The sequence below is a fragment of the Streptomyces sp. NPDC048671 genome (assembly GCF_055587045.1).
Window position 1 is genome coordinate 452,366 of sequence record NZ_JBVJHB010000001.1, and the last position, 14,041, is coordinate 466,406.

Annotated in this window: 12 protein-coding genes; 9 read left to right on the top strand and 3 right to left on the bottom strand. The window is 72.2% G+C overall.

Translation table 11 applies throughout. The features are described from left to right. The first annotated feature begins 140 nt into the window (after positions 1 to 140). The 3 genes from aceE to ACZ6S6_RS02120 all read left to right on the top strand — a co-directional run bounded on the left by aceE (position 141) and on the right by ACZ6S6_RS02120 (position 4,723). Positions 141 to 2,810: a pyruvate dehydrogenase (acetyl-transferring), homodimeric type gene (gene aceE / locus ACZ6S6_RS02110; RefSeq protein WP_362953435.1), complete on the top strand. Its 2,670-nt coding sequence runs from the start codon at positions 141 to 143 to the stop codon at positions 2,808 to 2,810. Positions 2,811 to 3,139: 329 nt separating this feature from the next. Further along, positions 3,140 to 4,120, top strand: coding sequence for a helix-turn-helix transcriptional regulator (locus tag ACZ6S6_RS02115; protein ID WP_469703190.1), 981 nt, complete (start codon positions 3,140 to 3,142; stop codon positions 4,118 to 4,120). Between the two features lie 81 nt (positions 4,121 to 4,201). Next, positions 4,202 to 4,723 (top strand): DUF4240 domain-containing protein, encoded by a 522-nt coding sequence (locus ACZ6S6_RS02120; protein WP_362953433.1) that lies wholly within the window; start codon positions 4,202 to 4,204, stop codon positions 4,721 to 4,723. A 17-nt stretch (positions 4,724 to 4,740) separates the two neighbouring features. Here the strand turns inward: ACZ6S6_RS02120 and ACZ6S6_RS02125 are convergent, their stop codons facing one another. Beyond that, positions 4,741 to 5,268 carry a GNAT family N-acetyltransferase gene (locus tag ACZ6S6_RS02125; RefSeq protein WP_362953432.1) on the bottom strand — a complete coding sequence of 176 codons (528 nt, stop codon included), beginning with the start codon at positions 5,266 to 5,268 and terminating at the stop codon, positions 4,741 to 4,743. A gap of 54 nt (positions 5,269 to 5,322) precedes the next feature. Here ACZ6S6_RS02125 and ACZ6S6_RS02130 point away from each other — a divergent pair, with 54 nt between their 5' ends. Further along, positions 5,323 to 6,222: a TIGR01777 family oxidoreductase gene (locus tag ACZ6S6_RS02130; protein ID WP_362953431.1), complete on the top strand. Its 900-nt coding sequence runs from the start codon at positions 5,323 to 5,325 to the stop codon at positions 6,220 to 6,222. A gap of 272 nt (positions 6,223 to 6,494) precedes the next feature. Next, positions 6,495 to 7,844 (top strand): NAD(P)/FAD-dependent oxidoreductase, encoded by a 1,350-nt coding sequence (locus ACZ6S6_RS02135; protein WP_362953430.1) that lies wholly within the window; start codon positions 6,495 to 6,497, stop codon positions 7,842 to 7,844. 19 nt (positions 7,845 to 7,863) lie between these two features. Here the strand turns inward: ACZ6S6_RS02135 and ACZ6S6_RS02140 are convergent, their stop codons facing one another. Continuing rightward, positions 7,864 to 9,594, bottom strand: coding sequence for a regulator (locus tag ACZ6S6_RS02140; protein WP_469703197.1), 1,731 nt, complete (start codon positions 9,592 to 9,594; stop codon positions 7,864 to 7,866). Between the two features lie 440 nt (positions 9,595 to 10,034). Here ACZ6S6_RS02140 and lipB point away from each other — a divergent pair, with 440 nt between their 5' ends. From lipB to ACZ6S6_RS02160, 4 genes are all read left to right on the top strand, one after another. Next, on the top strand, positions 10,035 to 10,847 hold the full coding sequence (gene lipB / locus ACZ6S6_RS02145) for a lipoyl(octanoyl) transferase LipB (protein WP_469703199.1): 813 nt from the start codon (positions 10,035 to 10,037) through the stop codon (positions 10,845 to 10,847). A 132-nt stretch (positions 10,848 to 10,979) separates the two neighbouring features. Further along, positions 10,980 to 11,963, top strand: coding sequence for a lipoyl synthase (lipA, locus tag ACZ6S6_RS02150; protein WP_362953427.1), 984 nt, complete (start codon positions 10,980 to 10,982; stop codon positions 11,961 to 11,963). A 294-nt stretch (positions 11,964 to 12,257) separates the two neighbouring features. Then, entirely contained in the window at positions 12,258 to 12,458 is a 201-nt protein-coding gene (locus ACZ6S6_RS02155) for an SCO2195 family GlnR-regulated protein (protein ID WP_362953426.1), read from the top strand. Between the two features lie 19 nt (positions 12,459 to 12,477). Beyond that, positions 12,478 to 13,188: a DUF4191 domain-containing protein gene (locus ACZ6S6_RS02160; protein WP_469703202.1), complete on the top strand. Its 711-nt coding sequence runs from the start codon at positions 12,478 to 12,480 to the stop codon at positions 13,186 to 13,188. Positions 13,189 to 13,300: 112 nt separating this feature from the next. Here ACZ6S6_RS02160 and ACZ6S6_RS02165 read toward each other — a convergent pair whose 3' ends face one another. Next, a complete protein-coding gene (locus tag ACZ6S6_RS02165; RefSeq protein WP_362967299.1) occupies positions 13,301 to 13,768 on the bottom strand; it encodes an RDD family protein in 468 nt (155 codons plus the stop codon). Positions 13,769 to 14,041: the final 273 nt, after the last annotated feature.

Sequence of the window (14,041 nt, forward strand, 5' to 3'; positions counted from 1 at the left end):
TATCGAGAAGTTTTGCCTTTCATCCTTTGATCGATCATCGATCGGCGGCTTAGAGTTCATCAGCGGGCCCACCGGCCCCATCGCCCTGTCCTGCCAGTCAGGGACTTCTCCACCCCCCTCCTCACCGGAAGGCGGCGAACATGACCGACCCCGTAGGAAAGCTTCCGAGCGAGCTCGACCAGCTCCCGGACCGCGACCCCGAGGAGACCGCCGAATGGGCGGCCTCCCTGGATGCCGTCACCAAGGCCGCAGGCCCGCACCGCGCCGCATACCTGATGCGCCGCTCGCTCCAGCATGCCGAGGGCGCCGGTCTCGCGCTGCCCAAATTGCTGGAGACCGATTACATCAACTCCATCCCGACCGCCGCCGAGCCCGAGTTCGACGGCGACCTGGCGATGGAGTCCCGGATCACCGCCTGGAACCGCTGGAACGCGGCCGCGATGGTCACCCGCGGCTCCCGGCTCGGCGTCGGCGGCCACATCGCCACCTTCGCCTCGGCGGCCTGGCTGTACGAGACCGGCTTCAACCACTTCTTCCGCGGCAAGGAGGGGGACGGCTCCGGCGACCAGCTCTACATACAGGGCCACGCCTCCCCCGGCATATATGCCCGCGCCTTCCTCGACGGCCGGCTCAGCGAGCAGCAGCTCGACAACTTCCGCCAGGAGGCGGGCGGCGAGGGTCTGCCGTCCTACCCGCACCCGCGGCGGCTGCCCTGGCTGTGGGAGTTCCCCACCGTGTCGATGGGCCTCGGCCCGCTCTCGGCGATCTACCAGGCGCGCTTCAACCGCTACCTGACCAACCGCAACATCAAGGACACGTCGAACTCGCACGTCTGGGCCTTCCTGGGCGACGGCGAGATGGACGAGCCCGAGTCGACCGCCGCCCTCGCCCTCGCGGCCCGTGAGCAGCTCGACAACCTGACCTTCGTCATCAACTGCAACCTGCAGCGCCTCGACGGTCCGGTCCGTGCCAACTTCCGGGTGGTCCAGGAGCTGGAGGGCGCGTTCCGCGGCGCCGGCTGGAACGTCATCAAGACGCTCTGGGGCAACGCCTGGGACGAGCTGTTCCAGCTCGACACCACGGGTGCGCTGCTGCGCCGGCTCCGGGAGGTCCCGGACGCGCAGTTCCAGACGTACGCCACCCGCGACGTCGCCTACATCCGCGAGCACTTCTTCGGCGCCGAGCCCGCGCTCACCGAGCTGGCGAAGCTGCTCACCGACGCGAAGATCGCCGAGTGTTTCCACAGCTCGCGCGGTGGCCACGAGGCCCGCAAGGTGTACGCGGCGTACAAGGCCGCGGTCGAGCACAAGGGTGCGCCGACCGTGATCCTCGCGCAGACGGTGAAGGGCTACACGCTCGGCTCCGGCTTCGAGTCGCGCAACGCCAACCACCAGATGAAGAAGCTCGACGGCAAGCAGTTCCGCGCCATGCGCGATCTGCTGGAGCTGCCGATCCCGGACTCCAAGCTGGACGAGGGCCTGGTGCCCTACGGCCACCCGGGCGCCGACTCCCCCGAGGTCCGCTACCTCCAGGAGCGCCGCGCCGCCCTCGGCGGCCCCGCCCCGGCCCGCCGGGTGCACGCGGTGGCGCTGCCGCAGCCCGAGGAGCGCGCGTTCTCCGCGTTGAAGAAGGGCTCCGGCAAGCAGGAACTGGCCACCACGATGGCGTTCGTCCGCCTGGCCAAGGACCTGATGCGGGACAAGGAGACCGGCAAGCGCTGGGTTCCGATCGTCCCCGACGAGGCCCGCACCTTCGGTATGGAGGCGCTGTTCCCGTCGGCCGGCATCTACTCGCCGCTGGGCCAGACGTACGACCCGGTCGACCGCGACCAGCTGATGTACTACAAGGAAGCCAAGGACGGCCAGGTCCTCAACGAGGGCATCACCGAGGCCGGCGCGATGGCCGACTTCATCGCCGCGTCCACGTCGTACGCGACGCACGGCGAGCCGATGATCCCGTTCTACATCTTCTACTCGATGTTCGGCTGGCAGCGTACGGGCGACCAGTTCTGGCAGCTGGGCGACCAGCTCGGCCGCGGCTTCGTGGTCGGCGCCACGGCGGGCCGGACGACCCTGACGGGCGAGGGCCTCCAGCACGCGGACGGCCACTCGCACCTGATCGCGTCCACGAACCCGGCGTCGCTCAACTACGACCCGGCGTTCGCGTACGAGATCGCGGTGATCGTCCAGGACGGTCTGCGCCGGATGTACGGCCCCGACGCCGAGAACGTCTTCTACTACCTGACGGTCTACAACGAGCCGAAGCCGCAGCCCGCGATGCCGGAAGGCGTCGAGGAGGGCATCCTCAAGGGCCTCTACCGCTTCAAGGAGGGCACGCCCGCGAAGGCGGACGCGCCGCGCCTTCAGCTGATGGCGTCCGGTACGGCGATCCACTGGGCCCTGGAGGCCCAGGAGCTGCTGGCCGCGGACTGGGGTGTCACGGCCGACGTCTGGTCCGCCACCTCGTGGGGCGAGCTGCGCCGCGAGGCGCTGGAGTGCGACGAGGCGCTGCTCCGCGGTGAGCAGCGGGTGCCGTACGTGACCCGGGCGCTGGAAGGCGCACCGGGTCCGGTCCTCGCGGTCAGCGACTGGATGCGCGCGGTGCCGGACCAGATCAGCCAGTGGGTGGAGCAGGACTGGTCCTCGCTCGGTACGGACGGCTTCGGCCTCTCCGACACCCGCGAGGCGGCCCGCCGCCACTTCGGCGTCGACGCGCAGTCGGTCACCGTCGCGGCACTGGCCCAGCTGGCCCGTCGCGGCGAGGTGACCGCGTCGGCGGTCAAGGAGGCCCGCGAGCGGTACGGGCTCTGACAGCGAGATCGAGCCCGTCCGGCGGAGGCGTTGTCCTCAATCGCCGGACGGGCTTGATTTTCCCACCGAAACGCTGCCATGCGCGGCTGCCCGGACCTCAAGCCCGGACCTCAAGCCCGACCGGGCGCACCCCAAGCCCGGCCAGGCGCACCTCAAGCCCGTCCGGGCGCACCTCAAGCCCGGCCAGGCGCACTTCAAGCCCGTCCGGCGATTGAGGACATCTTTCAAGCCCGGCCGGCGCTTGAGGCCACACCCAGCCCGGCCGGCGCTTGAGGCCACCACCCCCGGCCGCAGGAACACGCACCCCGTACCGCGGCCACAATGGCCGCATGCGTGCTGCCCGGCTCATCAGAATGGTGCTGCTCCTGCAGTCCCGCCCCGCCATGACCGCCGCCGAGCTCGCCCAGGAGCTGGAGGTGTCGGAGCGGACCGTCACCCGGGACGCCCAGGCGCTCTCCGAGGCCGGGGTCCCGGTCTACGCGGAGCGGGGGCGGGCGGGCGGGTACCGGCTCATCGGCGGGTACCGCACCCGGCTCACCGGTCTCGCCCGCGACGAGGCCGAGGCGCTCTTCCTCTCCGGCCTGCCCTCCGCGCTGCGCGAGATGGGCCTGGAGGGCGCCGCGTCCGCCGCCCGGCTGAAGGTGTCGGCGGCCCTTCTGCCCTCCCTGCGGGACGCCTCCACCGGGGTCAGCCGGCGCTTCCACCTGGACGCGCCCGGCTGGTACCAGGAACCGGCCACCCCCGAACTGCTGCCCGCCGTCGCCGAGGCGGTCCGGGACGACCGGACGGTGCGGGCGCGCTACCGGCGAGCCGGTCAGAACACCGGGGCGGAGCGGGAGCTCTCGCCGTACGGACTCGTGCTCAAGGCCGGGGTCTGGTACCTCTGCGCCCGCGCGGCGGACGACTTCCGGGTGTACCGGATCGACCGGTTCACGGCCCTCGCCGTGTCGGACACCCGCTTCGTCCGCGACGAGGACTTCGACCTGCCCGCCTTCTGGAACGAGCGCGCGGCACAGTTCGCCCGGTCGATCCTGCACGAGCAGGTGACGCTGCGCCTCTCACCGGCGGCGGCCGCCCGGCTGCCGCACACCGTGGACCGCGTCGCCGCCCTGGACGCCCTGGACGCGGCAGGGCCGTCCGGGGCCGACGGATGGGTGACGGTCACTCTGCCGGTCGAGTCCCTGGACGTCGCCTACGGCCAGTTGCTCTCCCTGGGACCGGAGTTGGAGGTCCTGGAGCCGGCCGCGCTGCGGACCCGCTTCGCCGACGCCGCCGAACGGCTGCACTCGCTCTACCGGCGGCCCCGGTAACGACCTCGGGTGAGGTCGTAAGGCCTCATTTCGGTGTCTCCGCGTGCGTCGCCCGCCGCCAGGGCAGATGCTGGACCCGTGATGGACGAGACGGAATTCTGGGAGCTCATCGACAGCACCCGCGAGGCCGCCGACGGCGACCCCGAGGACCACGCCGACCTGCTGGTCGAACGGCTGGTGCAGCTCGATCCCGATTCCGTGCTGGACTTCGCCCGGCACTTCGAGGCCCGCTACAACCGCGCCTACCGCTGGGACCTGTGGGGCGCCGCCGCCCTCCTGCTCGGCGGGGCGAGCGACGACGCCTTCGACTACTTCCGCTGCTGGCTGATCGGCCAGGGCCGGGAGGTCTTCGAGGGCGCCGTGCACGATCCGGACAACCTCGCCGAGCTCCTCGACGACTTCGACGAGGAGCTGGACGGGGACGCGGAAGAGCTGGGCTACGCCGCCGACGAGGCGTACGAGCAGCTCACCGGCGTGGTCGCGCCGGACCTCGGGCTGCCGCCCCGGCCCGCCGAGCCGGAGGGCACCCCGTTCAGCTTCGAGGACGACGCGGCCCTGGCCGAACGCTTCCCGCTGCTCCAGGAGCGGTTCGGCAGCGTCTGAGCCGTGAGGGCCGCCGCTCAAGGGGCGAGCGAGCGTCCCATCAGGACGTCGTCGACATAGCGCCCGCCCAGGAAGAACTCACCGGGCAGCACCCCCTCGACAGTGAACCCCTCCGACTCGTACAGCGCACGCGCGGGCGTGTTGTGCCCGAGTACCCGCAGGGTCATCCGGTTCGCGCCCTGGTTCCGCGCCACCGCCATCGCCGCCCGCAGCAGCCCTCTGGCGATCCCCCGGCCGCGGGCCCAGTCGGCCACGGCCAGGCCCTGTATCTGGCGTACGTGCGCGTTGCAGGCCAGCGGGGTCGGCGGGACCAGCCTGGTGTACCCGGCCAGCCGCACTTCGCCCGCCGCGTCCCGTGCCTCGGCCACCAGGAAGTCCGGCGGCCGGTGGCTGTCGTCGAAGAACGGCGCGTACGGCGGCTGCGGCCTCGGCGACACGGCGTGCAGCGTCGACCAGGTGGAGCGGTCGAGTTCGCCGAGAGCGGCTTCGTCGGAGAGGACCGAGGGACGGACGGGGTGGGCCTGGTGCGCATGGATCTCGGGCATGCGCGCCACTGTGCCACGCCGCCCCGGCCCGGTTCGTACGGCAGGATGGGCCCCATGCCGCACTCCCGTATCGCCGTCACCGGATCGACCGGACTCATCGGAGCGGCCCTGGTGCGCTCCCTGCGGGCCGACGGGCACGAGGTGGTCCGGCTGGTCCGGCACCCGGCCCGGTCGGGCGACGAGGTGGAGTGGGACCCGAAGCGGAGTCATGTCGACGTGGCCGGTCTGGTGGGCTGCGACGCCGTCGTTCATCTCGCCGGGGCCGGGGTGGGCGACCACCGCTGGACCGAGGCGTACAAGCGCGAGATCCGGGACAGCCGGGTGCTGGGCACCGCCGCGATCGCGGAGGCCGTCGCCTCGCTCGACACACCGCCGAAGGTGCTGCTGGCCGGGTCCGCGATCGGCTTCTACGGCGACACCGGGGACCGGGCGGTCGACGAGAGCGCGCCGCCCGGCGACGGGTTCCTGCCGTCGGTGTGCGTCGAGTGGGAAGAGGCCACGGCCGCCGCGGAGGAGGCCGGGATCCGGACCGTGCACGCCCGCACCGGGCTGGTCGTCGCCCGGCAGGGCGGGGCCTGGGGCCGGCTCTTCCCGCTCTTCCGGGCGGGGCTCGGCGGGCGGCTGGGCAACGGGCGGCAGTACTGGAGCTTCATCGCGCTGCACGACCACATCGCGGCCCTGCGGCACATCCTCGACACCCCGGAGCTGTCCGGGGCGGTCAATCTGACCGGCCCCGACCCCGTCACCAACGGCGAGGTGACGGCGGCGATGGGCCGGGTGCTGCACCGGCCGACCCTCTTCACCGCGCCCGCGCCGGCGCTGCGGATCGCGCTGGGCGACTTCGCCGAAGACGTGCTGGGCAGTCAGCGGGTGCTGCCGGGGCGGCTGCTGGACGCGGGATTCTCGTTCGCCTTCCCCGGGATCGACGCCGCCATCCGCGCGGCACTGCGCTGATCCGGCCCGCCCCGCACCACGGCGGCGGGCCCGCCGCCACCCCGGAGAACCGGAAATCCCGAATCCCGGAAGCCCGCAGAAGCCCAGGCGGCGCCAGGAACCCCACCCGGCGGAGAATTCAGACGGATGTGCGACCCCGTGCCCCGGTGCCCCGGTGCGCGCGACCGCCCCGATATCCGGCCGCGCTCCTAGCCTCATGACGAACCCGCGCATTCCGGTGGCCTGTTGAGGGCAAGAGCCTCCCACCCATTGCGCCGACTCGGGGAGGGCACGTGCTCAGCACGGCACACCACGCGGACGTCGTCATCATCGGGGCCGGGATCGCCGGCCTGTCAGCGGCCCATCAACTGACCAGTGCGGGGGTGAGCGTCAGCGTCCTGGAAGCCGGCCCCCGGGTAGGCGGCCGGATGATGACCGAGGAGGTGGACGGATTCCGGCTCGACCGCATCGGCCCGCTCCTCAACACCTCGTACCCGGAGCTGTACGCGGGACCCGGACTCGACGGACTCGTCCTGCGCAACTTCGCCCCCGGCGTGCTCGTCCACAGCGAGGGCCGCCGCTACCGGACCGGGGAGATCCGGGGCACACGGGGCGCGCGCAACGCCCGGGGCGCGCTCAAGGCGGCACGCGCCCTCGCAGGCGCCCCCAGGGCACCGCGGGGCGGGACCATCACCGGGGTCATGGGCGGCGCGATCGACCACGCCAGGCTCGGCGCGTCGCTGTCCCGCCTCGCCGCCACACCCCGGGCCCGCGTGCTGGCCCGGCCCGAACGGACCGCGCTGGAAGCCCTGTCCGGCCGCGGCCTGTCCCCCCGTACGCTCAACGGCTTCGTGCGCCCGCTGCTCACCGCACTGCTCAGCGACCCCGAACTCACCACGTCCAGCCGGTGCGCCGATCTCGCCCTGCGCAGCTATGCGAGCGGCAGGCTCTGCGTACCGTCGGGAGGTTCGGGGACGCTGCCCGAACTGCTGGCGGCGGCGCTGCCGCCCGGCACCGTACGGACGGGCGTGCAGGTCACGGCCGCCGACATCACCTCGGTGCGCACCAAGGAGCACGGCGAACTGGGCTGCCGCTCCCTGCTGCTGGCCACCGGCGCGGGCGCCGCCGCCGAACTGCTGCCGGGGCTGCGGGTGCCGTCCTTCCGTCAGGTGACGGTGCTTCACCACACCGCCCCCGCTCCCCCGCCGACCGGGGCGTCGCTGGTGCTGGACGCCGACCGCACGGGCCCGGTCGCGCACACCGCGGTGATGAGCGAGGTCGATCCGGCGCGCGCCCCGCACGGCCGGACCCTGATCAGCTCGACGGTGCTCGGCACCCCGCCGCCCGATCTGGACCGCGTGGTCCGCGCCCGTCTCGCCGCGCTGCACGGCACGCCCACCGACGACTGGGAGCTGCTGGCCGTCCACCACGACCCGGAGGCGGTGCCCGCGATGGACGCCCCGCACGACCCCCACCGCCCGGTCCGGCTGCTCGCGGGCCTGTACGTGTGCGGCGACCACCGCGACACGAGCACGGTTCAGGGGGCCCTGTTCTCGGCCCGCCGCGCGGCCGAGGCGATCCTCACCGACCTGGGCGTACGGCCCGGGTACGGAAGCGCCGGCGCGCTCCCCCGGGCCGCGTAGGCCGGGCGGGGAGGCGGTCTCACCCCAGTGCGGCAACCCGCTCACGGTATCCGCGTACGGGGGCGGCGTCCCGGAAGGGTTCGAGCCGGCGCTCGAAGTCCCGTACGTACTCCGTGGCGCGCACCGATCGCATCTCGGCGGCCTGCTGAGCGGCCTCCGCGCCCAGCCGGCAGGCCTGGTCGAGCTCACCGAGGCCGAGCCGCGCGGAGGCCAGCACCACCCGGCAGAACAGCCGGCTGCGGGCGTACGCGGGGGCGCGCAGCTGTAGCGAGCGCTCCGCGTGCTGCGCGGCGGCCCGGTACTGCTGGAGGTCCCGGTGGCAGTGCCCGAACTCGTCGGCGAGCTGGGCCTCGTCGAAGTGGCGCGCCCAGTGCGGCACGTCGTCACCGGGGCGGGAGGTCTCCAGCGCGCGTTCCGCCCGCGCCAGCGAGGCCACACAGGCCTTGGCCTCCCCGAGCACCCCGTGACCGCGCGCCTCGACCGCGTACAGGAGGGCCAGGACCGCGTTCGGCGCCGCCGAGCCGATGCCCTGCTGGGCCACCCGCGCCAGCTGCACCGCCTCCCTGCCGTGTCCGAGGTAGACCGCCTGCCGGCTCATGGTGATCAGGACGTAACTGCCGTACGCCCGGTCCCCGGCGGCCTGGGCGAGGCGTAACGACTGGACGAAGTACCGCTGGGCGAGCCCGTGCGCCGCGATGTCGTACGAGGTCCAGCCCGCGAGGCGGGTCAGATCGGCCGCGGCGGCGAACAGCCGGCGGCCGGTGGCCTCGCCGTAGGTGCCGCGCAGCATCGGTTCCGTCTCGTGCTCCAGGTACCGGACCAGGGCCTGCCGGGCGTGGCCGCCGCCGTAGGCGTGGTCGAGGGTGCGGAAGAGCTCGGCGACCGACCGGAGAGCGGCGACATCGCCGCTGCCGACCCGCTGGCCGGAGCCCCGGTCGGTCTGCCGCTGCCGGGGGACGCCGGGGGGTGCGAGGGGGCCCGCGGGGCCGGAACCCCCGGGTGCGCCGGGGGGCCGGGACGGCACGGGTCCCCGGAGACCGGGCCGGCCGCCGGGCCCGGGGGCCCCGCCCTGCTCGGGCACCGCTGCGAGACCACCGCCGAGGCCGCCGGACGCGGTGGGTCCGGCGCTCCCCGCGTGCCCGCTCGCTCCGGTGCCGTACGTCCCGTTCAGCCCGGACGCCCCACGTGGCCCGCCGACCGTCCGGACGCCGGGTGTCGGGCCGGCCGCACCGGCACCCGGAGCACCGCCGCCGGCCCTCACCGGTCCGCCGGCCGCGCCCGCTCCGGGCTCGACGCCGTGCCCCACCCACTCGTCCGCCCGGCCGATCAGCCAGTCCCGGCTAGGGACGACCAGGCCCGCCGGGGTGAAGGCGATCTTCCGCAGCTCCGCATGGCTGCCGGAGTCCTTCCGCCACAGTCCGCTGACGATGTCGACCGCCTCGGCGGGGGTGGCGGCGAACTCCAGGCCCGCGTAGACGGGCGCGCAGGCGTCCAGCCCCAGGTCCTGGGCCGAGAGTCTGCGCCCGAGCCGCCGGGTGAAGACCTCCGCGATCAGTGCCGGGGTGGTCCCCCGCGGCTGCTGTCCGCGCAGCCAGCGGGTCACGGAGGTCTTGTCGTACCGCAGGTCGAGGCCGTGTTCGAGGCCGAGCTGGTCCACCCGGCGGGCGAGGCCGGCGTTGGAGAATCCGGCTTCGGTGATGAGCGAGGCGAGTCGGCGGTTGGGGGTGCGCTGCGGAGGTCGTTCCGACATCAGCTGTACGGTCTCCTGCCTTCGGGGCCCGGCGGGCAGCCCCTGAGGGCTGTCCCGTAATCCCTGGCGGGCGCACGACGACGGCTACGGCGCCTCGCCGGGGTGTCGGAACGCCCGAGTACATCCAGTACGCGGACGTCCCTCCGCCTTGCGATGCACCGCATCCGACGCCGCGCGCCGATCCGCCAGGGGTTACGGGGCAGCCCTTGGGCCTGCTCCAGGGAACGGCGCGAATTTAGCGGCCTCCGGGACGACCTCGGCCACCTTCGCTTCACATTCATCCGATCGTGTGAGGATTGCGAGGATGCTGACGACGGCGACCTGCCGGGCCGGTGTTCCGGGGCCGGTCGTACAGTTGCGGAAGGCGCGATTCGGTGCATGGTGACGCGGTACCGGGGACACCCCCCGTCCACGGCGCCGCGAGGAGAAAGGCTGCTGCCGTGACTGAGCTTCGGATCGTCCGTCTGGGATTCGGCGAGGAAGCCGTCGACTACCAGGAGGCCTGGCAGAAGCAGCGCGAGGTGCACGCGGCGCGGTTCGAGGACACCGTCCCCGACACCTGCCTGCTGCTGGAGCACCCGCCCGTCTACACGGCGGGCCGGCGCACGGCCGACAGCGAGCGCCCCCTGGACGGCACGCCGGTCATCGACGTGGACCGCGGCGGCAAGATCACCTGGCACGGACCGGGCCAGCTGGTCGGCTACCCGATCCAGAAGCTGCCGCGCCCGGTGGACGTCGTCGCGCACGTCCGCCGCCTGGAGGAGGCGCTGATCCGTACGGCGGCCGAGTTCGGGGTGAGCACCAGCCGGATCGAGGGCCGCAGCGGCGTCTGGGTGCTCGGTGACCCGGTCGAGGAGCGTCCGGCGATCGGCGGCCTCTCGCTCGACTTCGACCCGAGGCTCCGGGACGAGGAGTTCGACGCCCGGCTGAACGGCCCCGAGTACGCCCCGTCCAACGCCGGCCAGCGCCGCGAGGACCGCAAGCTGGCCGCGATCGGCATCCGGGTCGCCAAGGGCGTGACGATGCACGGTTTCGCGCTCAACGTGAACCCGGACAACACCTCGTTCGACCGGATCGTGCCGTGCGGCATCCGGGACGCGGGCGTCACCTCACTGGCGTACGAGCTGGGCCGCGACCTCACGATCGCGGACGTGCTCCCGGTCGTCGAGAAGCACCTCAGGGACGTCCTGGAGAACGCCGAGCTCGCCCCGCGCACCATCGAGCGCGCAGCCGATGCCGTGGCCACGGCATGACACTCCGAGCACCGCTCCGGGAATAGGCCCTGCCGGCCACAGGTTGGGCAGACGTAAAGCCGTGTGAACTACGGGCGTACCCTGGTGTTCGCCGAAGAATCCAATGCAGTGAAAGCAAAGGGGAGTGCCGGAGTGTCCGCTGTCGCACCCGACGGGCGCAAGATGCTGCGCCTTGAGGTCCGGAACAGCCAGACCCCCATCGAGCGCAAGCCCGAGTGGATCAAAACCCGGGCGAAGATGGGCCCCGAGTACAACCGGTTGCAGAAGCTCGTGAAGAGCGAGGGTCTGCACACGGTGTGCCAGGAGGCGGGCTGCCCCAATATCTTCGAGTGCTGGGAGGACCGCGAGGCCACGTTCCTCATCGGCGGCGACCAGTGCACCCGGCGCTGTGACTTCTGCCAGATCGACACGGGCAAGCCGCAGGCGCTGGACCGGGACGAGCCCCGCCGCGTCGGTGAGTCGGTCGTCACGATGGACCTGAACTACGCCACCATCACCGGCGTCGCCCGCGACGACCTGGAGGACGGCGGTGCCTGGCTGTACGCGGAGACCGTGCGCCAGATCCACGCGCAGACGGCGGAGCGGGTGGCCGGCCAGACCAAGGTCGAGCTGCTGATCCCCGACTTCAACGCCGAGCCCGAGCAGCTCGCCGAGGTCTTCTCCTCGCGCCCCGAGGTGCTGGGCCACAACGTGGAGACGGTGCCGCGGATCTTCAAGCGGATCCGCCCCGGCTTCCGGTACGAGCGTTCCCTGGAGGTCATCACGCGGGCCCGCGAGGCCGGTCTGGTGACCAAGTCCAACCTGATCCTCGGCATGGGCGAGACCCGCGAGGAAGTCAGCCAGGCGCTCCGGGACCTGCACGACGCGGGTTGCGAGCTCATCACGATCACGCAGTACCTGCGGCCGACCCCGCGCCACCATCCGGTCGAGCGCTGGGTGAAGCCGCACGAGTTCGTGGAGCTCAAGGACGAGGCCGACGCGATCGGCTACTCCGGTGTGATGTCCGGGCCGCTGGTCCGTTCCTCGTACCGCGCGGGACGGCTCTTCCAGCAGGCGGTCGAGCGGCGCGGTGCGGCCTCCGCCGCCGCACCGGCCGCGCAGCAGACGTCCGTGTGAAACCGAGCACAAGAAGCTACTGAACAGTAACGGCTGATTCGGCGCGGCCCATGCGCTCCTCGCAGGTCGGAGGCGCGGATGGGCCGCGCCGACGTGCGCGCAGCTCATATCAAGGTTTCATTGGTGTTTGACCGACCGGTCATGCGCTGGTAACACCGAGCAGTGACCCTGGATGCACGCAGCGCAGTGGCTTTCCGGCCACTGGCCCCGCCGCTTCCGTATCCAGTCCGCGCAACACAGTCCGCCCGCTGAGCGCCGCTCAGTCCGCGCATCCGTTCCGAGGGGACTTCCACGATGCAGGCCGCGCCAGTACGCGCCACCGCCATTCCGACCGTCACCAATGCCCTCCGCGCCGTCGAGTCGCTGCTGCTGAGCAGCGGCCAGCGCACCGCCCGCCGCAACGCCTGGACGGCCGTCCTGGAGGACCGCCGCCGGGCCAAGGACCGGGTCGAGTCCGGGTACGTACTGGAGGCCGTGGCCGAGCACCGTTCTTAGGCCACGTAAACTTCACTGCATGGCGAGGAAGGCAAAAACCACTGAAGGCGCGGACAGCGCCGAGAACGCGGGGCGGCTCAAGCAGATCGCCCTGACCTACAAGATGACCAGGCGGACCGACACCAAGATCGGTCTTGTCGTCGCGGGTGTGGGAATCGTCACCTTCGGTGTCCTCCTCGCGATCGGTTTCTTGATCAACCACCCGATCTACGTGGGCATCCTGGGCTTCGTGTTCGCCCTCCTCGCGATGGCGATCGTCTTCGGACGGCGTGCCGAGCGGGCCGCCTTCGGGCAGATGGAGGGGCAGCCGGGCGCTGCGGCGGCGGTGCTGGACCGCGTGGGCCGCGGCTGGTCCACGACCCCCGCGGTCGCGATGAACCGCAACCAGGACGTCGTCCACCGTGCCGTGGGCAAGGCGGGCATCGTGCTGGTGGGCGAGGGCAACCCGAACCGGGTGAAGACCCTGCTCGCGGCCGAGAAGAAGAAGATGGCCCGCATCGTGGTCGACGTACCCGTGCACGACATCATCGTCGGCAACGACGAGGGCCAGGTGCCGCTCAAGAAGGTGCGCACCAAGATGCTGAAGCTGCCGCGCGTCCTGACCGGCGCCCAGGTGACCGCCGCCAACGACCGGCTGCGCGCGATGGGTGACCTGATGAGCAACATGCCGCTGCCGAAGGGCCCGATGCCGAAGGGTATGCGGATGCCGCGCGGCGGAAAGATGCGCTGACGTACGAAGAGGACGCGTACGAAGAGGGCGGGTCACGAACTCCTGGTTCGCGACCCGCCCTCTTCGTACGCGTCCTGTTCGTATACGGATCTGGCTCAGATACGGATCTGGCTCAGATACGGATCTGAACGGCGCGGGCCAGCCGGTCGTGCAGGCCCCGGCCGTCACGGTCCCAGACCAGGGCCGGGATCACCAGGCACAGCAGCACGCTGCGCACCAGCACCCTGCCGAGACCCAGCCGTCCGCCGCCCTCGGCGACGACCCTGATACCCAGGAGGCGCTTGCCGGGCGTGCAGCCGATGGTGCCGACGGTGAGCACGCTCAGTACGAGGAAGATCCCCACCGCCCAGTTGCCGGCCGCCTGCTGGTCACCGCGAGCGAACAGCCCGTATGCGATCAGCATGCACAGGGCCCAGTCGATGAAGATCGCACCGAAGCGGCGGCCGAGCGGCGCGACGGCCCCCGGCCCCTGCTCGGGAAGCCCGAGCCGCTTGCCCCGGTACCCGAAGTCGGCGCCCATCTCCTCGGCTGCCGCACGCGGCCCGGAGAGCCACGATCCGATTGCTTGCCTATTGTCCACCCGACCACGGTACTGCGCCCGCCCGAGCGCCCTGCCGGGCGGGTGGAGCAGCCGCCTTCCGACGCCGCTCGCACACCGCCCGGAAACCGGCCCGGAACCCGCCCGGAACCGGTCGCCGTACGGCAACGAGGCGCCGCTCACACCCGGCTCGGTTAACTTCTGCGAAACAAATGGGTCATGCTTGGGAAATCCGGTCTGCCTATGGTCGGGTCCAGCGTGTGCCACCGCACTGGCCGCACAACGAGCTGCAACCCCGTCCCACTCCGGGCCGGG

What these genes read in the sequence shown, in the direction of transcription:
- ACZ6S6_RS02140 (WP_469703197.1), bottom strand. Translation starts at nt 9,594, where the DNA reads ATGTCGGAACGACCTCCGCAGCGCACCCCCAACCGCCGACTCGCCTCG.
- ACZ6S6_RS02120 (WP_362953433.1), top strand. Translation starts at nt 4,202, where the DNA reads ATGGACGAGACGGAATTCTGGGAGCTCATCGACAGCACCCGCGAGGCC.
- aceE (WP_362953435.1), top strand. Translation starts at nt 141, where the DNA reads ATGACCGACCCCGTAGGAAAGCTTCCGAGCGAGCTCGACCAGCTCCCG.
- ACZ6S6_RS02160 (WP_469703202.1), top strand. Translation starts at nt 12,478, where the DNA reads ATGGCGAGGAAGGCAAAAACCACTGAAGGCGCGGACAGCGCCGAGAAC.
- ACZ6S6_RS02125 (WP_362953432.1), bottom strand. Translation starts at nt 5,268, where the DNA reads ATGCCCGAGATCCATGCGCACCAGGCCCACCCCGTCCGTCCCTCGGTC.
- ACZ6S6_RS02115 (WP_469703190.1), top strand. Translation starts at nt 3,140, where the DNA reads ATGCGTGCTGCCCGGCTCATCAGAATGGTGCTGCTCCTGCAGTCCCGC.
- ACZ6S6_RS02130 (WP_362953431.1), top strand. Translation starts at nt 5,323, where the DNA reads ATGCCGCACTCCCGTATCGCCGTCACCGGATCGACCGGACTCATCGGA.
- ACZ6S6_RS02155 (WP_362953426.1), top strand. Translation starts at nt 12,258, where the DNA reads ATGCAGGCCGCGCCAGTACGCGCCACCGCCATTCCGACCGTCACCAAT.